The 20,927-nt window shown below is 71.8% G+C and carries 19 protein-coding genes and 2 tRNA genes; 7 read left to right on the top strand and 14 right to left on the bottom strand.

Annotated features, from left to right (window positions below; genetic code table 11):
- Nucleotides 1-32 precede the first annotated feature (32 nt).
- Complete coding sequence (locus ACZ7GX_RS30525) at nucleotides 33-1,835, top strand: fibronectin type III domain-containing protein (RefSeq protein ID WP_498781639.1); 1,803 nt, start codon at nucleotides 33-35, stop codon at nucleotides 1,833-1,835.
- A 13-nt stretch (nucleotides 1,836-1,848) separates the two neighbouring features.
- Entirely contained in the window at nucleotides 1,849-3,033 is a 1,185-nt protein-coding gene (locus tag ACZ7GX_RS30520) for a thiolase family protein (protein WP_498781637.1), read from the top strand.
- Between the two features lie 129 nt (nucleotides 3,034-3,162).
- Here the strand turns inward: ACZ7GX_RS30520 and ACZ7GX_RS30515 are convergent, their stop codons facing one another.
- From ACZ7GX_RS30515 to ACZ7GX_RS30500, 4 genes are all read right to left on the bottom strand, one after another.
- The gene (locus ACZ7GX_RS30515) at nucleotides 3,163-3,720 is read right to left on the bottom strand and encodes a hypothetical protein (protein WP_498781635.1); all 558 of its coding nucleotides are present in this window, start codon (nucleotides 3,718-3,720) and stop codon (nucleotides 3,163-3,165) included.
- A gap of 92 nt (nucleotides 3,721-3,812) precedes the next feature.
- Nucleotides 3,813-4,439, bottom strand: a complete 627-nt coding sequence (locus ACZ7GX_RS30510) for a putative glycolipid-binding domain-containing protein (RefSeq protein WP_498781633.1) — start codon at nucleotides 4,437-4,439, stop codon at nucleotides 3,813-3,815.
- Between the two features lie 188 nt (nucleotides 4,440-4,627).
- On the bottom strand, nucleotides 4,628-5,881 hold the full coding sequence (locus ACZ7GX_RS30505; protein ID WP_498781631.1) for a thioester domain-containing protein: 1,254 nt from the start codon (nucleotides 5,879-5,881) through the stop codon (nucleotides 4,628-4,630).
- A 393-nt stretch (nucleotides 5,882-6,274) separates the two neighbouring features.
- Entirely contained in the window at nucleotides 6,275-7,486 is a 1,212-nt protein-coding gene (locus ACZ7GX_RS30500; RefSeq protein ID WP_498781629.1) for a DNA cytosine methyltransferase, read from the bottom strand.
- Nucleotides 7,487-7,569: 83 nt separating this feature from the next.
- Between ACZ7GX_RS30500 and ACZ7GX_RS30495 the strand changes: the two genes are divergently transcribed.
- Complete coding sequence (locus ACZ7GX_RS30495; protein WP_498781628.1) at nucleotides 7,570-8,388, top strand: hypothetical protein; 819 nt, start codon at nucleotides 7,570-7,572, stop codon at nucleotides 8,386-8,388.
- On the opposite strand, the gene ACZ7GX_RS30490 is transcribed toward ACZ7GX_RS30495, so the two are convergent.
- Together ACZ7GX_RS30490 and ACZ7GX_RS30485 are read right to left on the bottom strand one after the other, a co-directional pair.
- Nucleotides 8,378-9,811, bottom strand: a complete 1,434-nt coding sequence (locus ACZ7GX_RS30490; RefSeq protein ID WP_498781627.1) for a hypothetical protein — start codon at nucleotides 9,809-9,811, stop codon at nucleotides 8,378-8,380. The two genes, ACZ7GX_RS30495 and ACZ7GX_RS30490, sit on opposite strands and share 11 nt — an antisense overlap.
- Nucleotides 9,812-9,959: 148 nt before the next feature.
- Nucleotides 9,960-10,172: a hypothetical protein gene (locus tag ACZ7GX_RS30485; protein ID WP_498781626.1), complete on the bottom strand. Its 213-nt coding sequence runs from the start codon at nucleotides 10,170-10,172 to the stop codon at nucleotides 9,960-9,962.
- A 117-nt stretch (nucleotides 10,173-10,289) separates the two neighbouring features.
- Here ACZ7GX_RS30485 and ACZ7GX_RS30480 point away from each other — a divergent pair, with 117 nt between their 5' ends.
- Nucleotides 10,290-11,174: an NAD-dependent epimerase/dehydratase family protein gene (locus ACZ7GX_RS30480; RefSeq protein ID WP_498781625.1), complete on the top strand. Its 885-nt coding sequence runs from the start codon at nucleotides 10,290-10,292 to the stop codon at nucleotides 11,172-11,174.
- 213 nt (nucleotides 11,175-11,387) lie between these two features.
- Here the strand turns inward: ACZ7GX_RS30480 and ACZ7GX_RS30475 are convergent, their stop codons facing one another.
- On the bottom strand, nucleotides 11,388-12,275 hold the full coding sequence (locus ACZ7GX_RS30475) for a ribonuclease Z (protein WP_498781623.1): 888 nt from the start codon (nucleotides 12,273-12,275) through the stop codon (nucleotides 11,388-11,390).
- Between the two features lie 17 nt (nucleotides 12,276-12,292).
- Between ACZ7GX_RS30475 and ACZ7GX_RS30470 the strand changes: the two genes are divergently transcribed.
- Complete coding sequence (locus ACZ7GX_RS30470; protein ID WP_498781621.1) at nucleotides 12,293-13,114, top strand: serine hydrolase domain-containing protein; 822 nt, start codon at nucleotides 12,293-12,295, stop codon at nucleotides 13,112-13,114.
- Nucleotides 13,115-13,237: 123 nt separating this feature from the next.
- Complete coding sequence (locus ACZ7GX_RS30465) at nucleotides 13,238-15,220, top strand: glycosyl hydrolase family 28-related protein (RefSeq protein WP_498781619.1); 1,983 nt, start codon at nucleotides 13,238-13,240, stop codon at nucleotides 15,218-15,220.
- On the opposite strand, the gene ACZ7GX_RS30460 is transcribed toward ACZ7GX_RS30465, so the two are convergent.
- The 4 genes from ACZ7GX_RS30460 to ACZ7GX_RS30445 all read right to left on the bottom strand — a co-directional run bounded on the left by ACZ7GX_RS30460 (nucleotide 15,221) and on the right by ACZ7GX_RS30445 (nucleotide 17,341).
- A complete protein-coding gene (locus tag ACZ7GX_RS30460; RefSeq protein ID WP_498781618.1) occupies nucleotides 15,221-16,183 on the bottom strand; it encodes an NAD(P)-dependent alcohol dehydrogenase in 963 nt (320 codons plus the stop codon).
- Nucleotides 16,180-16,404, bottom strand: a complete 225-nt coding sequence (locus ACZ7GX_RS30455) for a helix-turn-helix transcriptional regulator (RefSeq protein WP_387484386.1) — start codon at nucleotides 16,402-16,404, stop codon at nucleotides 16,180-16,182. The genes ACZ7GX_RS30460 and ACZ7GX_RS30455 overlap by 4 nt, the downstream gene beginning before the upstream one ends.
- On the bottom strand, nucleotides 16,405-16,824 hold the full coding sequence (locus tag ACZ7GX_RS30450; protein WP_498781616.1) for a hypothetical protein: 420 nt from the start codon (nucleotides 16,822-16,824) through the stop codon (nucleotides 16,405-16,407).
- Between the two features lie 82 nt (nucleotides 16,825-16,906).
- Nucleotides 16,907-17,341 (bottom strand): HIT family protein, encoded by a 435-nt coding sequence (locus ACZ7GX_RS30445; RefSeq protein ID WP_498781614.1) that lies wholly within the window; start codon nucleotides 17,339-17,341, stop codon nucleotides 16,907-16,909.
- A gap of 126 nt (nucleotides 17,342-17,467) precedes the next feature.
- On the opposite strand from ACZ7GX_RS30445, the gene ACZ7GX_RS30440 reads away from it, so the two are divergent.
- Nucleotides 17,468-18,415, top strand: a complete 948-nt coding sequence (locus ACZ7GX_RS30440; RefSeq protein ID WP_498781613.1) for an HNH endonuclease — start codon at nucleotides 17,468-17,470, stop codon at nucleotides 18,413-18,415.
- A gap of 164 nt (nucleotides 18,416-18,579) precedes the next feature.
- Here ACZ7GX_RS30440 and ACZ7GX_RS30435 read toward each other — a convergent pair.
- The 3 genes from ACZ7GX_RS30435 to ACZ7GX_RS30425 all read right to left on the bottom strand — a co-directional run bounded on the left by ACZ7GX_RS30435 (nucleotide 18,580) and on the right by ACZ7GX_RS30425 (nucleotide 20,896).
- Nucleotides 18,580-18,652, bottom strand: a tRNA-Arg gene (locus tag ACZ7GX_RS30435).
- A 39-nt stretch (nucleotides 18,653-18,691) separates the two neighbouring features.
- Nucleotides 18,692-18,781, bottom strand: a tRNA-Ser gene (locus tag ACZ7GX_RS30430).
- Between the two features lie 117 nt (nucleotides 18,782-18,898).
- Nucleotides 18,899-20,896, bottom strand: a complete 1,998-nt coding sequence (locus tag ACZ7GX_RS30425) for an acetoacetate--CoA ligase (RefSeq protein WP_498781611.1) — start codon at nucleotides 20,894-20,896, stop codon at nucleotides 18,899-18,901.
- Between the last annotated feature and the right edge of the window lie 31 nt (nucleotides 20,897-20,927).

Below are 20,927 nucleotides of genomic sequence, written 5' to 3'. Positions count from 1 at the left end.
ACCGCGGTCACCACGCGACCTAGCTTGACTCAATGGAACGTCGTCGGATCGCCCTCATCGCCGTCGGTGCGGTGCTGTTCGCCGGGGTGATCACCGTGTTGCGCACGGAGGGCGTCGGCGAACCCGTCGCCAGGACGAGCGCGTCCGCGCCGCCGCCCACGTCGCTGGAGGCGTACGCCGCCGAGGGCGTGCTGGTGCCGACGGCCGGTCCGCCGCCGGAGTCGCCGCGCGAGGTGCGCGTGACGTCCGGGCCTCGTCGGTTGCAGCTGCGGTGGACCGGTGACGCGCCCGGTTACGAGGTGCGGTGGGGCGAGGTCGGCCGGCTCGACCGCGCCAAGCTGATCACGGAGCGCGCGACGCAGCTCGACGGGCTCGAGGACGAGCGGATGTACGAGGTCGCGGTGTACGCCGTGGACGCGTTCGGGCAGCGCTCCTCGCCCGCGAGGTCCACCGGGACGCCGCACGCGAGCCCCGCGGGCGACTACGCCCTGGAGGACCGGTTCGACCAGCCGGACGCGCCCGACCCGACCCGGTGGCGGCTGGCGTCACGGGCCAACTGCGCGCGTGCCGTGCCCGGTCAGGACGACGACGGTCGGCGGCTGGTGCTCACCAACAACTGCGCGGCGGCTCCGGCGACGTTGCGCTCGCGCACGCCGTTCGTGCTGCGGGACGCCGACGAGCTCGGCCGGTTCGTGGTGGAGACCGACGCGCCCGGCGGTGACGGCGAGCTCGTGCTCGACCTCGTGCCGGGGCCGGTGTCGCTGGTCAGCGGTGACGCGTTGCCGCCGGACGCGGTGCGGCTGCGGGTGGCGACGAGCGCGGGCACGACGTCCGTGCAGGTGCTCGTGCCCGCCGGGACGCCGACCACGGCGGTGCGCGCGGTGCCGGCGTTGGAGGCCGGGCTCAGCCACCGGTGGGAGCTGGTGCTCAGGCGTGACGGCGCGCGGGTGCTGCTCGACGGCGAGCTGGTCGCGACCAGTCCGGCGGTGCCCGGGTGGCGCGAGGCGACGGCGCTGGTGTCCGTGGCGGGGCCGACCGGGCAGCGGGTGGCGATCAGCCTGATCGCGTTCGGCGCGGCGGAGGCCACCGCGCCCCCGTGGGTGCCGGGGCCGGACGTCGAGGTGTCGGTGGCGGCCGAGGCGGCGGTGGCGGAGACGCGGGCGTTGCCCGGGGTGACGGGTGGGCAGCTGCGGCTGGCGTTGCTGCACACCGACGCGTCGCCGGAAGCGCCGTCGTTCAGCGTGTCGGTGGGCGGGGTGGCGGTGCCCGCGCGGCCCGGTGCGACCGGTGCGCCGTGGCGGGCCGGTGTGGCGTACCCGCTGGTGGCTGACCTGCCGGCGGAGGCGTTGCGGGTCGGGTCGACGGGCAAGCTGGGCGTCACGCTGCTGACCGGGCTGCGGGTGCAGGCGACGCACGTGGACCTGGAGCTGAGCGGGTCGTCCTCGGGCACGCCGCCGAGCACGGCGAAGCCGCCGGTGATCGCGCGGGTGCCGGAGCTGCCGCGGGTCAACGGCACGGTGCTCGACGCGAGCGGCCAGACCGTGCCGGAGGGCGCGGCGGTGCAGCCCGGGCGGATGGTGTTCGACCTCGCGCTGGAGGGGCGGACCGGCGTGCTGCTGGCGGGGCTGGCCGGGTTCAGCGTGCGGGTGGACGACGACCGCGTGGCCGTCGTGCCGACCGCGTCCGGCGGGCCGGGCATCGCCGGGCGGTACCGGTTCGCGCTGAACACCAGCGGCATGTCGCCGGGGCCGCACCTGATCGAGGTGCGGCTGTTCGGCACGTCCGGTGAGACCCGTCCCACCTCGGCTTACATCCCGTTCTTCGTCGGCCGGTGAGAGGATGGGGCGCATGTCGCGCCCCCTCATCCTCGACGCCGCCCGCACCCCGTTCGGCCGCTACCGCGGTGGGCTGTCCGGGGTGCGCGTGGACGACCTGGCCGCGCTGCCGATCGTGGAGCTGCTGCGGCGGCACGCCTCGCTGGACCCCGCGTCGATCGACGACGTGCTGCTGGGCAACACCAACGGCGCGGGCGAGGAGAACCGGAACATCGGGCGGATGGCGGCGCTGCTGGCCGGGTTGCCGACCTCGGTGCCGGGGGTGGCGATCAACCGGCTGTGCGCGTCGGGCGGTGAGGCGATCGTGCAGGCGGCGCGGGCGTTGGCGCTCGGGGACGCCTCGCTGCTCGTCGCCGGTGGTGTCGAGGGGATGACGCGGGCGCCGTTCGTCGTGCCGCGGCCGGACAAGCCGTTCGCCGACCGGTTGGAGTCGGTGTCGACGGCGCTCGGGTGGCGGCTGGTGAACCCGCGGATGAAGGCCGAGTGGACCGTGCCGCTGGGGCGTGCGGCGGAGGACGTCGCGGTGTCGTTGGGCATCACGCGGGAGCAGATGGACCTGTTCGCGCTGCGGTCGCACCGGCGGGCGTCGGCGGCTTGGGACGCCGGGGTGCACGACGGGTTCGCGTTCCCCGTGCAGCTGCGGGACGGTGCGCCCGTGCGGCGGGACGAGTCCGTGCGGCCGGAGACGTCGGCGGACAAGCTGGGGAAGCTGAAGTCGGCGTTCTCGGAGAGCGGGCCGGTGACGGCGGGCAACTCGTCGCCGTTGAACGACGGCGCGACGGCGGTGCTGATGGGGTCGGAGGAGGTCGCGACCTCGTTGGGGATCACGCCGTTGGGCGAGTTCCTGGGCTCGGCCGTGACCGCGGAGGACCCGCAGCGGTTCACCCTGGCGCCGGTGTCGGCGATCCGGAAGCTGCTGGGCCGGTTGAAGATCGAGTCGTCGCAGGTCGACCTGTGGGAGATCAACGAGGCGTTCGCGGCGATGGCGCTGTCGGTGCTGCACCACCTGCCGGAGGTCGAGCGGGAGAAGGTCAACGTGCACGGCGGTGCGATCGCGTACGGCCACCCACTGGGCGCCTCGTTCCCGCGCGTGATCGTGGACCTGTGCCGGCACCTGCGGGCGCGCGGCGGCGGCCTGGGCGTGGCGGCGGCGTGCGTGGGCGTCGGCCAGGGCATGGCGATCGCGGTCCGGGTGTGAAGATCGCCTGATCGAGCGACAGCGCCGCCGTCGACGGCTTGCTAAGCTTGGCCACAGCCGAGGCCGCTAGGCCGAGGAAGTGAGCCCTGGTAGGCCCGTCGGACGGCGGGAGCCAGGGCTTCGCGCTTTTCACCGCAACTGCTGCCGCCGGGTGACGACGCCGATGTCGATCACTTCTTCCACGAGCGGCGCGACGCGCTTGCGCCACTCACCCCCGGCACCGTGGCACCAGGCGATCGCATCGGGCACCCACAAGGCCGGGTCGCCGTGCGAGCTCAGGTGCTCGTAGAAGAACGAGTCAACCGGTGCGCCGCAGTCGCACAGCGCCTGGAAGATGACGCGACGGTCGACGCTGTCCTGCGCCGGACCGCGCGAGTCGAGCACCAACCACTTGACCCGTTCTTCGAGCAGGTCGACCACCAACCTCGCCAGGCACTTCTGCCGGACGGCCTCCGACGGCCCGCGCCCCAGGTAGATGCGGCTGCGGAAACCGGCGTCGACCAGCCGCCCGATGACGTCCTTGCGGACGGTGTCGCTCTCGCTCTTGAAGTGCAGCCTGCGCTCGCCGGCCACGCGGAGCCGGCGCATCAGCGTCCGGACCCCCGGGAGCTCACGCGTTTCCACGAACGCGGCCACGAGCAGGTAGCTGGATCGACGGGACTCGTCGACGAAGACGTGGGTGTGCACCCAACAATCGTTGCGCGCTCGCACGGCACGCAAACGGTTGCTCGCCCGATCTGATGACCGAACGCCCGGCTGGGGCGGTGCCCCGGCCTCGCTCAGATCCGGTAGGCGATGCGGGGGTAGTCGACGACGAGGCCGGTCCGGTCGACGGTGATGTCCTGTTCGAACTCGCCGTGGGTGAAGGAGACGACCGCCCGGTCCTCGCCGATCGAGACCGTGCGGTAGCGCTGGCGGACCAGTTGGACCGACAGGTCGGGCAGGGTCACGTAGACGACCGGGATCTCGTGCTCGCCCTCCTCCAACTGGAGGTTGAGGCGGCGGATCGGGATGGCGTTGAACAGGACGGCGAACTGCACGTCCACGTCCACCGCGCCGTCGAAGTCGGCCCGCTCCGCGCCCTGGCCGGAGTCGACCAGCCAGACGCCCTCCGGCGAGCGGCTCACCGAGATCTGCCGCTCCTCCGACACCGTCGCCGTCCGCAGCAGCAGCCTCTTCACCGCGCCGGTCTCACCGACCGACACCTCGAACGACCCGCTGAACTGCTCGGCCGGACCGGCGGTCACCAACCTGCCCGAGGCGCGGAGCTTGCGCTCCGAGAGCAGGAACCGCACCTGCTCCAGCCTGGGCACGTCGTAGCCCTGCCAGGTGACCATCTGCGCGGCTGCGGAACGGGTGCTCTCCCCGGACGGGGTCGCCCGCTCAGCCGTGTTGAACGAGTTCACTCTCCACCCGGAAGGACGTCCTTGGCCTGCTCGGCCGCCGATGTGACCTGCTCGTCGAAGTTCATCGTGCTCCTTCGCACTCCTGACGCAGGCTACCTGAATCGACGCCACGCCCCCAGCGGCAACCGCCCCCGGACGCCGGAACGGCCCCCTGGGAGTCCCAGAGGGCCGTTCCGGACGTATCAGGATCAGGCAGTGCGCTTGCGACGCAGGAACAGCAGCGCCCCGGCGCCCGCGCCCAGCAGGCCGATGCCGATCAGCAGCGGCACGAAGATGGACGCACCGGTGTTGGCCAGGTCGTCGTCACTGCCGCCACCGGCCGGGACCGTGGTGCTGGTGACCGGCGCCTCGGTCGTGGTGGTGGTCGTCGGCGCCGTGGTGGTGGTCGCCTCGGTCGTCGTGGTCACGACGGTGCCCTCGACCCACTTCGCCTTCGCCTTCGCCTTGACCGGGAAGACCTCGGACTTGGCGATGATCAGCGACTGCGTCTTCTGGTTGCGGTCGCTCGAGACGAACAGCCGGCCGCTGCGCAGCTTGGCGCTGGCCGTGACGGTGAACTCGACCTCGCCGGGCTCGACGCCCGCGTCGACCTTCACCCACACCTCGGCGACGTTCGACGCGGCCGCGACGCCGATGGCGTCCGGGTCGGCGATGGGCAGCGGGTTGCCGTTCGCGTCGACGACGGTGACGCCCTCGGGCAGCTCCGCGGTCAGCACGGCCTCGGTCGCCGTCGTGGAGACGACGAACGGGCCGATCTTCTCGCCCGCCTTGCCGGTCAGCTCGCCCGGCTCGATGGACAGGGTCGGCTTGGGCTCGGCCAGGTCCTCGGCCTTGGTGGTGAGGTACTCGTAGACCTTGTAGACGAGCCCGTCCACGGTGCCGCCGCGGACGTCCTCGTTCTCCGTGGTGGAGTCGTCCTCACGCAGGTCCACGCCGTCGCTGAAGTGCCACACGGCCGCCTGGGTCGCGGCGATCAGGATGCTGCGCTTGTTCTTCGGGTCCAGCCCGTACAGCTCGTAGGCGTCTTCCACGTCCAGCGCCGGGTAGCTGTTCTGCAGCACCCAGTTGACCTTGGCGGCGTTCTCCTTGAACTTGGTGTCCGGGTTGGGGTGCTCGCCCCACGGCACCTCGACCAGCGGCTTGCCGTCCTGCAGCGGGGTCGGGAGCTCGACGCAGTACGCCTTGGCGGTCTGCGAGTCGTTGCCCTCCTGGAGGCGGAGGCCGATGAGGCTCGCGTTGAACGCCTGGATGCCCGGCTTGTCCTTGTCGTTGTCGAGCTCCTGGCCGTCACGCTCCAGGTAGATGCCCATGCCCGACTCGTTCGCGCCGTCGTAGGGCTCGACCTTCGGCTTGTCGGCGGCCGCGGGGAGGGCCGACATCAGCACGAGGCCGGCGCCGAGGATCGCAGCGCCGAAGCGCTTCACAGTCGACCGGGATGCCATTTGTCTCCTTGAGGCTCGCGAGGGTAGCCCGTTGGTGTGGTTCAAGGCGGCGGTCCGTGCCGTCCGGGGAGCTACTTGGCAGAGCGCTCCGACACCGAGACGACAGGAATCAACCGAACAGTAGCCGATCGTGTTTGCCCGATCGAGGATGGGTTGACACCGACCGTGAAACCGCCTACCAGCAGCCAAGACCGGCGTCGTCCATCCACAATGGATGATCGAGAATAGTCGACGGACCGTCGGCGACCGATCACCGGGGGTCTGTTTCGACGGAGCGCGAAACGGGCGCGGACCACCGAAGTCGCGCGTTCCCGCAGATCAGACGGTCCACAGTGGATTGCACGTAATAGGTGCCGACCCGGTTTCGACGCCACACCGTTGCCAAACGGTGATCTAGGCGACCAGGGCGGACGGCGTGACCGGGCGGATGTCGCCGACCCGCAACGACGTGCCCGGCAGGCACAGGTCGCGGGCCGTCGGCGGCTGCCCGCTCAGCATCCACTTCACCAGCGACGCCAGCTGGTAGGAGATCAGCGGCGGCACGGCGTCGCCCAGGTGCCGGTAGGCGTTGCCGATCACCGACACGTCGAACCGGAACCGGCGCGGGAAGCCCTGGAGCAGCGCCATCTCCCGCACCGTGCACAGCCGGTGCTGCTCGGGGTGCGCGTACCGCCCGTTGCCGACGTGCCCGCACTCCCGCTTGATCGTGCGCGCCGGCTCGTCCCACCACAGCCGGCCGTAGACGTCCGGGTGCGAGCCCCACTTGCCCTCTTCGATGATCTTGCGCTGGGCCGGGTTCAGCAGCTGCTCCGCGGGCGAGCCGACCAGGTCGCCCCACGACCCGCCGTCGGCCGGGATGGCCCGCATCCGGTCCAGCGACCGGTCGCGGCGGAACGACGGCGACACGTGCATCGCGTCCTCGGGGTGCGCCTCGCCCGCCTCCACCGGCGGCAGCTTGCCGATCGCCCGCCGCACGGTCACCGCGCCGGGCCGGACCTCCCAGCCCTGCCACAGGTCCTCCAGCGTCCGCAGCGGCACGCCCGAGTCCACCGCCACCACCATCGCCCGCTCGCGCAGCTGCGGCAGTCCGAAGCGCGACAGCATGTGCGTGCTCGCGTCCACTTCGTACCCGAGCTCCAGCAGCTGCTCGACCAGCCCGTCCAGGTGGTGCCGCTGCTTGCCCTTCACCAGCTCGCGCGCGTTCTCCAGCACCAGCACCCGCGGCCGGAACTCGGCCACGTACGCCGCGACCCGGCCCACCAGCGAGTTGCGCGGGTCGTCGCGCAGGTGGTTGGCCGGCGCGATCCGGGTGAAGCCCGAGCACGGCGGGCACGCCACCAGCACGTCCAGCTCGCCGCGCGCGAGGTTCCACACCTGCCGCAGCACGGCCGGGTCGAGCCGGCCCAGGTCGACCTGCAGCGGGTCGACGCCGATGTTGTCCCGGTAGATCCCGTTGCAGCGCAACGAGCCCAGCCGGGACGACGGCTTGCCGATCTGCGCGTCGGCCGCGCCGACGATGGTGAAGTCGCGGTGCGCTTGGAAGCCGAGGCTCATGCCACCGGCGCCGGAGAACAGGTCGACGACTTTGAAGGTGGGTCCGCGCACCGCGTGATCGTACGGTGGGGGCACCGCCCACAGGCGAGTGATCCCACCGGTACCGATCCCCACGATCGCGTACGTTGCGCGCCATGGAGCTCCCACCTGCGTGGCAACGGCCGGATCCGTTGCGTGGACTGGAGGACATGCCCTGGTCGGTGCTGGCCCACGGGGCGGGCGTGGACGACCTGATGCGCCGCGTGGTGCACGGCGAGCGCGTGACCCGCGAGGTCGCCTGCCAGGCGCTGGTCGACCGGCTGCTCGTCGACGACACGGTGTCCGAGGCGAGCGTGTGGGCCGTGCCCTTCCTGGTCGAGATGGGCGCGAGCTACCGGGTGCCCGCGGACAGCCGCGATCGGGTGATTTTCCTGCTGGCCGCGATGGCGTTGGCGGGCGCGGGTTTCACCGACGACGGCAAGCGCACCCGCCGCCGCTGGAACGCGCTCGGGCGCGAGCTGCCGCGCCGGCCGCCGGACTGGATCACGCAGACCCGGTACGAGGTGGCCAAGGGCGCGCCGAAGGTGTTCGAGGCGCTGGCGGGCGCGGAGGTGGCCTGCTCCATGGCGCTGGCGATCGCGGTGCCCGAGGCCGTGCCGCGGCACGTGGTGGCCGTGGCCGAGGCCCTGTCCTCCGCCGACCGCTCGCCGCGGCTGCTCGCGCTGGCGGCCCGGGTCGCGCTGCACCTCGTGAGCGACACGCCGATCACGCCGACGCTGCTGCGCGCCACCGCGCAGTGCAACCAGGACCTGCTGCGCGCCTACCGGGACAAGGCCTACCCGGCCAACCAGCCGCCGCACGTGACCTTGCAGCTGATGGGCTACCGGTACGCCTTCCTCGCCGCGTACGAGCACGCGCCCCACGGCGAGCACCGTCCGGACGACGGCGAGGAAGACCGGACGATCACGCCGTGACGGCGGTCGGCTCCACGACCGCGGCGGCCTCGGCCTGGACGTCGGCGACCGGCACCGCCGGCTCCAGCGGGCCGAGACCCGTGCCCCACTCCTGGTCGGCCAGGGCGAACGCGGCCACGGTCAGCGCCACCACCGGACGGGCCGGCGGCAGCTGGTCGGCGTAGAAGTCCAGCTCCAGCCGCGCGCCGAGCGGCGACGGGCGCAGGCGCAGCACGCCGTGCGGCACCTCCTCGGGGTGCGCGAACCGGCACGACCACTCGGTGAACACGATCGAGCGTTCCACCACCTCGGTCGGGTGAACCGCGCGGACGTTCGCGCCGACCGAGCCGTGCCGGTAGTCGTCCGCGGCGGAGACCAGCAGCTCCTCGAACTCGATCGACGACACGCCGAGGTCGTGCCCGGCCACCAGCGCGACCTGCACCAGCGACAGCGGCAGCTGCGGCAGGGCGTCCTCGAAGCACACCATCGCGCCGCCGTAGCGGGTGTTGATCTCGGTGGGCAGGAAGCCGTCCGCGGTGGCGATGCCGTCGAGGGTGAACGTGCCGCGGTAGTCGACCGTCTCGCGCAGCCGCTCGCCGACCCGGCGGGCCAGGTTGCGCATCTCCTCGCGGATCCACGCGGGCGGGTCGTAGTAGGACGCGCAGCCCGCGTACAGGAACCGGGCCTGGCCCGCGCGGCGCGGCACGACCATCTCGATCGGCCGCAGCACGGCGGTGCCGTCCGGGAACACGATCCCGTGCACGCTCACCGGGATGCCCTCCAGGAACGGCATGACCCGGACGAACTCGCACTTGGCCGCGAGCACGTCGAACGCGTCGCGCGCCTCCTGCCGGTCGCGGACGCGGCGGACGAAGTTCGCGCCGCCGTTGATCGCCGGGCCGTCGCCGGACCAGACGACGCCCGCGCCGCGGTCCAGGCGCTGGGTCGCCGCCCACAGGCCGTCGAAGTCGAGGCCGAGCACGACGGCGGGCGCGCGGGGCGCGGACAGCTCGTCCCACAGGCCGTCGATCGTCGTCTTGTTCTCCAGCTCCACCCACTCGGGGCGGCGGGCGTTGAGCACGGGACGGCCCGCGAACTCCGGCGTGTGCGCGTACGGCGTGCTGATCACCAGCGCCTCGCCGCGCGGGTCGAAGTCCTCCAGCACCGCGCGGACCTTGCGGCCGGGCGAGTTCAGGAGCTTGGTGAGCCGGTTCTGCTCGACCGCGACGAAGCCGCCCGCGATGCCGAGCGGCACCCAGCGGGCCACGTCCGAGTCGTGCAGCGGCGCGTGGTCGTCCGTCGACAGCACGAGCGTATGGCGGGCGCCGAGCTGGTGGAGCTCGCCGACGCGACTACTCAACCGAGTGCCGCCCGCGAGCACGACCAACCGGTCGCCGAACAGGGTGCCGAGGCGCGCTTGAAGCGCGGAAAGGACGTCATCCATCGCCGAGAACTCGCTTTATGAGAAGCAGACGAGACAGCCGGCGAGCGCCGGTGCCACGCACTGTAGAGGCAGGCGACGGGATCGGCCCAGCACGGTCCGGCAACGGGCGATGAAACTTGCCGATGGGATCAGGGGCGGTTGCGCGAGATCATCGAGCGGCGTCGCGAAGTACCTGGTCAACCCGGTTCAGGAAGGCACGCGGACCCCGGGCCTTGGGGAACGGGAGCAGCAGGCCCAGCAGCGTGTCGTCCACCGACGGAGGTGCGGCGGCCACGATCGCGGCGGCGGTCTCCAGGAACCGCTGGCGCTTGGCCTCCTGCACGGCGTGCTCGGCGAGAACGCCCTCGATGCTCGTGCGCATGGCTGGATGCGGGTAACTCACTTGGGTTGTATCGGCCCCACCTGTCCCCACCTTTAGGGTGAATTTGCACCGAGTTCGAAGAGGTGGACGACGCGCTGGACGTGCTGGGATGTCGCCATGCGCGTTGGGGTCACCGGGTCGACCGGGTACGTCGGACGGGTGGTGTCGGCGGAGCTGTCCGCCGCGGGCCACACACCCATCCCCTTTTCGGGTGATGTCCGGGTCGGGTCGTTCGACGGGCCGGTGGACGCGGTCGTGCACCTGGCGGGGCTCGGTCGGGTGCGCGAGTCGTTCGACGATCCCGTGCGGTACTACGACGTGAACGTGGGCGGCACGGTGAACCTGCTGCGCTCGCCGCCGCCCCGGTTCGTGCTGGCGTCCACGGCCGGCGTGTACGGGTCGGCCGGCGTCGCGACGATCGGCGAGTCGTGCCCGCGTGCGCCGGGCAGTCCTTATGCGGCTTCCAAGGCCGCCGCCGAGGACGTGCTGGCGTGGGCCGCCGCGGCGGGTCGGGTGAGCGGGGTGGCGCTGCGGCTGTTCAACGTCGCCGGGGAGGGGGACGTGGACGACACGCGCTTGATCACCAAGGCGTGCGGGGTGGCGGCCGGGCGGCTGCCGTCGATGGAGGTGTTCGGCGACGGGTCCGCGGTGCGGGACTTCGTGCACGTGCGGGACGTGGCGCGGGCGTTCGTGACGGCGGTGGAGCGCGGCGGGGACGGGTACGTGGCGCTCAACGTGGGCGCGACACCGGCGAGCGTGGCCGACGTGCTGGCGTCGGTGCGGCGGGTGAGCGGTCGGGAGGTGCCGGTCGTGCGGCGGCCCGCGCACCCCGGCGAGGCGCCCGTGCTGCGCGCGGACACGACCGGGCTGCGCGCGTTGGGCTGGTCGCCGACCTGCTCCGACCTCGACACCGTGGTCCGCGACCAGTGGGCGGCCGAGACCCTCCCGGGCCGGACCGAAGGGCTTCGCAAGCGTCCCCGCCAAGGGGAACCCTTGCAGTGATTCTACCGACGGGGTCCAACAATTCCGGAGGTCGCGAGCACGGTAGGCGACAACCTCGGTGGTCGGCAGCGGGCGGTCGACCGCACCGTGGGCAACAGCGAGGCGGGCCAACGGCCGGGTGGTCAACGGCGAGGCGGTCGAAGCGGGCGGTCGGATTGCTCGGCGGGCGGCAACCGTGCCGCTCGGGCAACCCGGGCGTGCGAGACCCGGGGGTCACGCGCGGCGGCGGGGCAGTGGCACCCGTTCCAGGTCGGCGGCCACCACGATGTCGCCGTCGAAGACCTCCGCCGCCTCGTCGTGGAACAGCCGGGGATCGGTGTAGCGCTGCGAGAAGTGCGTGAGGACGAGCTTGCGCACGCCGCACTCGGCCGCGACCAGCGCCGCCTGGCGGGCGGTCAGGTGGCCGTACTCGACCGCCAGCGCCTCGTCCACGTGCAGGAACGTCGACTCGATGACCAGCATGTCGGCGCCGTCGGCGAGCTCGAACACCCCGTCGCACAGCCGGGTGTCCATCACGAAGGCGAACCGCTGGCCCCGGCGCGGCACGCTCACCTCGTCCAGCAGCGGCGGCCGGAGGTCGCGGATCGCGCGGCCCCGGATGCCGCGGGCGGCCAGCCGTTCGGGGATCATCGTGCGGCCGTCCGCCTCGACCAGGCGGTAGCCGTACGCGGGCAGCGTGTGGTCGAGCCGCCGGGCTTCCAGCCGGCCGAACGGTCCCTCGGCGAGCACGCCCGGCCCGGTGACCGGCCGCGCGCGGACGTCCGCCACGTCGTGGAACGAACTGGCGTGCCGAAGCCGTTCGAAGTACTCCGCACCCTCCGCGGGGAAGTGCGCGTGCACGGTGTGCGCCACCCGGTCGAGCGACATGCGCTGCACCACGCCCGGCACGCCGAGGCAGTGGTCGCCGTGGAAGTGGGTGATGAAGAGCCTGGTCACGTCGGTGGCCGCGACGCCCGCCCGCGTCATCTGCCGCTGCGTGCCGTCGCCCGGGTCGAACAGGAAGCCCTCGGCGTCCCAGCGCAGCAGGTAGCCGTTGTGGTTGCGGGTGCGGGTCGGCACCTGGCTCGCGGTCCCGAGCACGACCAGCTCTCGTGGTGACACGTGGCAGAGTCTGCGGCATGGAGAGCTTGCAGGCGGTGTCGTCGTGGCCGGTGGACACCGCGGCGACGGCCGTGGTCGACGTGCGCGGCGAGGTGCTCGGCACGCACGGGCCGGTCGACCGCCGGTTCCCGTTGGCGTCGGTGACCAAGCTGCTGACGTCGTACGCGGTGCTGGTGGCGGTGGAGGAGGGCGCGGTCGAGTGGGACCAGCCGGCCGGGCCCGAGGGGTCGACGGTGCGGCACCTGATCGCGCACACGTCCGGGTTGGCCTTCGACTCGGCCGACGTCCAGGCCGCGCCGGGGACCAGGCGGATCTACTCCAACACGGGATTCCAGGTGCTCGCGGACTTCGTGGCAGAGGCGACCGGGATCCCGTTCGCGCGGTACCTGGCGGAGGCGGTGTTCGAGCCGCTCGGCATGGCGTCGTCCGCGCTGGACGGCTCGGCGGGCGCGGGCGGCACGTCCACGGTGTCGGACCTGGTCCGGTTCGCGGCGGAGGTGCAGGCCCCGAAGCTGGTGTCGGCCGAGCAGGTGGCGGAGGCGACGACGGTGGCGTTCCCGGGGCTGCGCGGTGTGCTGCCGGGCTTCGGGTCGCAGAAGGAGAACGACTGGGGCCTCGGGTTCGAGATCCGCGCCGGGAAGTCGCCGCACTGGACCGGCAGCGCCAGCTCGCCGCGGACGTTCGGGCACTTCGGGCAGAGCGGCACGTTCCTGTGGGTCGACCCGGACGCCGGGGTCGCGTGCGTGGCGCTGACCGACCGGCCGTTCGGCGAGTGGGCCGCGGCGGCGTGGCCCGCGTTCACCGACGGGGTGTTGGCGGAGCTGGGCGGTTCCCGGTAAGCCGACGCAAGTCCACGCAACTGGCTGACGAAATAACGCAATTACTCAACAACCTCTTGTGATGCAGCGCACAACCCGCCTAGGGTCACGTCGCCCTGCCGACGCGAGAGAAACGAGTGCTCGATGCCGCGGATGTCTGCCAGGTTCGGCTTGGTCGTGGCGGTGGTGGCGGCGGGGCTCGCGGTGCCCGTCGCCGCCGGCGCCGCGCCCGCGCCCGTCGTCACCCGGGCCGCCCTCGACCCCGAGCTCGTCGCGGGGCGGGGCGCGGACGTCGCGTTCGTCGAGCAGGAAGCGGAGAACGCCACCACGACCGGCACGGTGATCGGGCCCGACCGGACGGCGTACACGTTGCCGTCCGAGGCGTCCGGTCGGCGGGCGGTCCGGCTCGCGCCCGGCGAGCACGTCGAGTTCACGTTGCCGGAAGCCGCCAACGCGATCACCGTCCGCTACAGCATCCCGGACGCGCCGACCGGCGGCGGCATCACCGCGCCGCTGGACGTGACGGTGAACGGCAAGCACCGCAAGACGATGACGCTCACCTCGCAGTACGCGTGGCTCTACAACCAGTACCCGTTCACCAACGACCCGGACGCCGACCTGCTGCACCCGGACTGGTGGATCGCCGAGTGCGCGTGCGTGCCGTCCCAGACCACGCCCGCCCCCGTCATCCGGAAGCCGTTCCGCCCCAGCCACTTCTACGACGAGCAGCGCCTCAAGCTCGGCCGGACGCACCGCGCCGGCGACCGCGTCCGCCTCACCGCGCCCATCGGCACGAACGCCGCGTGGACCGTGATCGACCTGCTGGACACCGAGCTGGTCGCACCGCCGCGCGTCAACCCGGTCGCGGCGAACGTGCTGCTGTTCGGCGCGGACCCGACCGGCAGGCGTGACTCGGCCGACGCCTTCGACCGCGCCATCGCCTTCGCCAAGCGCCACCGGCTGCCGGTCCACCTCCCGCCGGGCACGTTCCAGGTCAACCGGCACATCGTCGTCGACGACGTGACCATCGAAGGCGCGGGCAACTGGCACACCGTGATCAAGGGCCGTGAAGTCGCCCTGCCGACCCCAGCGCCGGACGGCTCCGTCCACACGGGAGTCGGCTTCTACGGCAAGCCGGCCGCGGCGGGCGGCAGCCGCAACGTGCACCTGCGCGGGTTCGCCATCGAGGGCGACGTGCGCGAGCGCGTCGACACCGACCAGGTCAACGGCATCGGCGGCGCGCTGAGCGACTCCACCGTCCACGGCCTGTACCTCCACCACACCAAGGTCGGCCTGTGGTTCGACGGTCCGATGTCGAACGTCTCGGTCACCGACAACATCGTGGTCGACCAGGTCGCGGACGCGCTGAACTTCCACACCGGTGTCACGGACTCGGTGGTGCGCAACAACTTCATCCGCAACACCGGTGACGACGGCCTGGCCATGTGGTCGGAGCACCGGCAGGACGCGCGCAACCGGTTCGAGCGCAACACCGTGCAGTCGCCCGTGCTGGCCAACGGCATCGCGCTGTACGGCGGCGCGGACAACGCCGTGGTGGGCAACCTGATCGCCGACCCGGTGCGGGAGGGCAGCGGCATCCAGCTCGGGTCGCGGTTCGGCGCGCAGCCGTTCGCCGGGCAGGTCCTGATCACCGACAACACCACCGTCCGGGCCGGCACGCACGAGCTGAACTGGAACATCGGGCTCGGCGCGATCTGGTTCTACGCGTTGGAGCGGGACATCGACGCGGACGTGCGCGTGGTGGGCAACCACTTCCTGGACAACACCTACAACGCGATCATGTTCGTGAGCGAGTGGTCGGTGAAGGACCTCCACTCGATCACCGGCGTGCACTTCGAGGACGTCCGCGTCGACGGCACGGGCACTTCGGTGGTCAGCGCGCGGGCGGCCGGTTCGGCGACGTTCGCGAACGTGGACGCCCGCAACGTCGGCGCGGTGCCGGTGAACAACTGCGGTTCGTTCAACTTCCCGGCCACCGGCTCGGAGTTCGCGCTGACCGACCTCGGCGGCAACGACGGCTGGCTCGCGCCCTGGCTGCTGCCGAACACGATCACGTGCGACGACCGCCCGCAGGTCGTGCCGCCACCCGCGCCCTCGCGGTGGTGACTAGGGCGTGATGACGGCGTGGCCGCGCACCCGGCCACGCCGCACGTCCTCGATCGCGGCGGCGGCCTCCGCCAACGGGTACGTGCGGTCCAGCGCGGGCGTGACGGCGCCGGCTTCGACGAGCTCGCGGAGCAGCACCAGGTCGTCGAGGCGGTCCTTGTGCACCAGCGGACGGGCCTTGAACCCGAGGAACAGCCCCGCGAGCGGCACGCGCAGCCACCGGTCGACGCCCATGAACCACCGACCGCCCGTGCCGCCGACGAGCGCGACCGTCCCACCGGGCTTCAGCAGCCGTTTCAGGGTCCGCGGCGACGGGTTGCCGTAGAGGTCGATCACCACGTCGAAGCCGCTCGCGGTCAACGGCCCGGCGGCGTAGTCGAGCACGTGGTCCGCGCCGAGCCCTTTGACCAGGTCCGCTTTCGCCGCGCTGCACACGGCGGTCACCTCGGCGCCGTAGTGCTTGGCGAGCTGCACGGCGTACACGCCGACGCAGCCCGAAGCGCCCAGCACCAGCACCTTCTGTCCGGCGCCGACGCGTCCCGCGTCCCGGACCGCCTGCAACGCGGTGAACCCGGCGATCGGCACGGCGCCCGCCTGCTCCGGCGTGAGGTTGGCGGGCTTGGCCGTCACCTGGCCCTCGGGCACGGCGGCGTACTCGCCGAACGCGCCGGAGCACCACCCGAACACCTCGTCACCGATCTTCGTGCCGGTCACGCCCCGGCCGACCGCTTCGACCGTGCCGGCCAGCTCCAGGCCGGGCACGCGGTTGCGCGGTCGCCGCACCCCGACCACCGGCCGTGCCGCGTAGGGCAGGCCGCGCAGGAGGTGCCAGTCGGAGCCGGAGACCGCGGCGGCCCGCACGCGGACCAGCACCTCGCCGTCACCGACCTCCGGTTTGGCGATGTCGTCGAGCCGCAGCACTTCTTCGGGGACGCCGTACGCGTCCTGGGTGATCGCTCTCATGAGTCGTCCTCCGGGTACTGGAACACGTCGCCGAGCGGGACCCTGAAGACCCGGGCGATCTGGAAGGCCATCTCCAGCGAGGGCGAGTAGCGGCCCTGCTCGATGGCGATGACGGTCTGGCGCGTGACGTCGAGTCGGCGGGCCAGCTCGGCCTGCGTCATCTCGCCGTGCGCGAAGCGGAGGGCGCGGATCGAGTTGGTGATCCTGGTCGGCTTGCCCACTCAGAACCCCCGGCGGTACGCGACGAGCTTGACCGCGGCGCCGAACACGGCCCACGCGTTGAACACCAGGAAGATCGCGTTGGCGATCCAGAAGTGCGGCGCCCCGGCCAACGTCAACGCGAAGGGCAGCACCATGCCGACCCCGAGCACGACCCCGGCGGTGTGCTCGCCGAACCGGTTGATGTCGCGGTCGCGGGCGTCGGCCCGGTGGCTCTCGCTCGGCTTGGCCATCTCCAGCACCACCCGGCCGACCACCGCCAGCCCCACGGCGATCCCGACGGCCCACAACATGGGTGCCACGTACGGCACCTCGGCCACCGGCCCGTCACCGGCGCGGCCCAGGACGACCACGACGTACCCGAGGTAGGTCAGCGCGCTGACCACCAGGTACACCAAGATCCCCTTCTCCTCGTACGACATCGCCCACCCTCCGATGTAAAGGAAACTTGACATCAGGAGTGTCGGCCCTGCTTGACGTGATGTCAAGCATCTTTGACATCGGTCAGGCGAAGTGCGATCGCAGCCGGGCGCAGAGGTCGAGAAGGCCGTCCGCCGCCACGCGCGGCGCGCCCGACCACTCGTCAGTCCAGCCGACGTCCTCGGGCGTGCCCGCGTGGCGGACGAAGACGTGCTGGTGGAAGTGCGCCACGGCCCGACCGACCACGGCGGAGAACACGAAGTCGGGCGCGAGCTCGGCACGCAGCGCCCGAGCCGCCGACCACACCGCTCGCGCCACCGCGCCCACCTCGTCCGGCTCCAACCCGTCGAGCCACGGCACGTGCCTGCGGGTCTCGACGAACAGGTACCCGGGCACGCCCACGCCGTCCGCGGCGACCGGGCGGTGGGACACCACGACCAAGTCGTCCTGCCACACCACCGGCCCGACGAGGGGCCCGTCACCCCGGTGCTTCGCGCAGATCAGGCATCCGCCGTCCACACGTCAACGGTAACGATCGCCTCGCCGGCCCGCGAGCACGATGGCGCGACCACTTACCTGGCCTAACGCAACACGAGTGCGTGGCGATGACCTTCGCGGGAACGGTTGGATCGTGGTGGGGGGATCATGCGGACGGACGCACAACGGGGCGCGTGGCTGATGCTCGCGGTCGGGGACGACCGGCCGCGCCGGAGCAACGACGGTTACGACGACGCGCCGGCGGCCCACTACAGCTGGGACAGCTCGGTCCCGAACCACCAGCTACCGCAGGCCGGTGACGTGATCGTGCTGTGGGACAAGAAAGTCCTGCTGGGTGCGTCGGTGATCGAGAAGATCGTCGTCGGTGAGGAGGAGAAGGCCCTCCACCGCTGTCCGCACTGCGGCAAGGCCGGCATCAAGCTGCGCAAGACGGAGAACCCGCCGTACCGCTGCTTCAAGTGCACCGGCACGTTCGAGGAGTCGGAGGTGGTCACCACCCGGAAAGTCGTCACCACCTACCGGTCGCACCACGACGTCGCCTGGGTGGATCTCACCGGGGAGCTGACCGGTGACCGGTTGCGCGGGCTGTGCACGCTGCCGAAATCGCAGCTCAGCATCCGCCAACTCGACTACGCGAGGTTCGAGGAGGCCGTGCGGGCGGCGCCCGGCCGGCCGTCCCTGTCGCCGGTGGAGGCCGCGTTGACCACCACGTTGAAGGGCGGCCACACCACGGCGGTCGTGCGCGTCCGGCGAGGACAGGGAACGTTCCGCCGCCTGCTCCTGGAGAAGTACGACGACACCTGCGCGTTCACCGGCCGCACCCCGCACTCCGCCCTCGAAGCCGCCCACCTGAACAGCTTCGCCGCCGACGGGCGACACCACGACCAGGGCGGACTCCTCCTCCGACGCGACGTCCACCGCCTCTTCGACCTCGGCCACCTCGCCGTGGACCCGCGAGCCCACACCATCGACGTCTCCGAGACCATCCGCGACTACCCCGAGTACCACCGGCTCCAAGGCGAGAAGCTGCACGTGGAACTCACCGATCGCCAACAGGACTGGATCGCGAAGCACTGGACCATGCACCGAAGCTGAGGCAACTTGTGTGCCCGCCTCACGTACTGGACCTGACTCGACGTGAGTGACGAGGATCTCCACCCGGGCATTGAGGCGCTCGACGAGCTCAATGCCCGAGCAGCAGTGCACAACAAATCAGGGCCCTGTTCCGTTACCCGGAACGAGGCCCTGACCTGCACTTGCGCGCTCGGCAGGATTCGAACCTGCAACCTTCTGATCCGTAGTCAGATGCTCTATCCGTTGAGCTACGAGCGCATCGTTCTTCAGTTGTCACCCGGCCGAAGCCGGGTGTTGCGGAGGCTCCGGGATTTGAACCCGGGATGGGCGATAAACCCAAACCGCATTAGCAGTGCGGCGCCATAGACCAGACTAGGCGAAGCCTCCCGGAGCCCTCGGCTACGACGCATAGATTACACATGCCCCCGCCGCTCTAGCAAAACGCCCCCCTCTTTACCGCATCCGACCTGGTCAGAGGGGGTGGAGGGGGGCGCTGGAGCGGCCTCAGGCGGTGGGGACGTGAGGTAGGTCTCGGGCCAGGGCGAGGAATGGGTCCAGTGAGGCCGGGTTGCGCAGGGCGTCCCGGCTGACGGCCCGCTCGGGTGGGGTGCCGGCCAGGATCTTCTTCACCGGGACCTCGCACTTCTTGCCGTTGAGGGTCCTCGGGATCTCGGCCACGGCGACGAAGCGGTTCGGGACGTGGCGCGGGGACAGGTTGGTGCGCAGCTCCGAGCGGAGGCGGGGCTCCAGGTCGGCGAGGTGGACCCCCTCGTCCAGGACGAGGAAGCACAGCAGTTCGCCGTCGGTCTGGCCGGCGCCCGAGGTGTCGATCACGAGCGAGTCCGCGACGCCCGGCATGCCTTCGACCACCCGGTAGAACTCGCTGGTGCCCATGCGGACGCCGCCGCGGTTCAGGGTGGAGTCGCTGCGGCCGTAGATGACGGCCGAGCCGCGCGGGGTGATCCTGATCCAGTCGCCGTGCCGCCAGACGCCCTCGAAGGTGTCGAAGTACGCCTCACGCAGCTTCGTGCCGTCCTCGTCGCCCCAGAACCACACCGGCATGGACGGCATCGGCTTGGTGATCACCAGTTCGCCGACCTCGTCGACGACGGGCTCGCCGGCCTCCGAGAAGGACTCCACGGCGGCGCCCAGGGCGCGGCACGAGAGCTCGCCGAGCCACACGGGCCGGTCGGGTGCGGCGGCGACGAAGGCGGTGCACAGGTCGGTGCCGCCGGAGACCGAGGCGATCTGCACGTCCGGGCTCACGGCCGACGCGATCCAGCGGAAGCCCTCGGGGGTCAGCGGCGCGCCGGTGGAGCCGACGACGCGCAGCCCGGTCAGGTCGTAGCGCTCCGCCGGGCGCACGCCCTCCTTCAGGCACGACTGGATGTACGGCGCCGACGTGCCGAAGTACGTGACGCGGTGCTGCTCGGCCAGGTGCCAGAGGACGTCGAGGTCGGGGTGCGCGGGACTGCCGTCGAACAGCACGACCGTCGACCCGACCAGCAGGCCGGAGACGAGGAAGTTCCACATCATCCAGCCGGTGGTGGTGAACCAGAAGAACCGGTCGCCCCGGCCGAGGTCGCTGTGCAGCGCCAACATCTTCAGGTGCTCGACCACGATCCCGCCGTGGCCCTGGACGATGCCCTTCGGCAGGCCCGTGGTGCCCGACGAGTACAGCACCCACAGCGGGTGGTCGAACGGCACCGGCTCGAAGGCCAACTCGGCGTCGGCGTGCGCGGACAGCAGGGAGTCCCAGGTCACCGCGCCGGGCAACGGGGTGCCGCCCACGTAGTCGATCATCACGGTGGCGCGCAGCGACCCGATCTCCGACCTGAGCCGCTCCACGGTCGGCCGCACGTCGAACGCCCGCCCGTTGTACCGGTACCCGTCGACGGCCACGAGCACGGTCGGCGAGATCTGGGCGAACCGGTCGGTGATCGCCCGCGCGCCGAAGTCCGGCGAGCACGACGACCAGGTCGCGCCGAGCGACGCCGCCGCCAGGAACGCGATCAGCGCCTCCGGCGAGTTCGGCACGAGCGCCACCACGCGGTCGCCGGGCCGCACGCCCAGCTCCACGAACCCGGCGCGCACGGCGGCCACCCGGCGGCGCAGCTCGCCGTACGTGAGTTGCGACGACAGCCCGTCCTCGCGGTGGAACACGACCGCCAGGTCGCCGTCCGGGCCCTTCAGGGCGTGCTCCGCGTAGTTGAGCGTGGCACCGGGGAACCAGACCGCCCCGGGCATCACGGGCGCCTCCAGCACGCGCGTGGGCGGGCTGTGGAACACCACCTCGAAGAACTCCGCGATCGCGCCCCAGAACCCCTCCAGGTCGGAGGTGGACCACTCCCACAGCGACTCGTAGTCGGGGAGGTCCAGGCCCTTGGTCGAGGCGAGCCAGGAGCGGAACGCGGCCATCCTGGTGTCGCCGACCCGATCGGGGTCGGGGCGCCACAGGACTTCCGCCTCGCCGGCGGCGGCGCCGGCACGCATCTCGGTCATACCTGAAGTTCCTAGCCGATCGGACGGCCCG

The sequence above is a fragment of the Actinosynnema sp. NPDC037264 genome, assembly GCF_055603705.1.
Note: the sequence above shows the minus strand (reverse complement) of the source record. Positions and strands in the feature narration are given on the sequence as shown.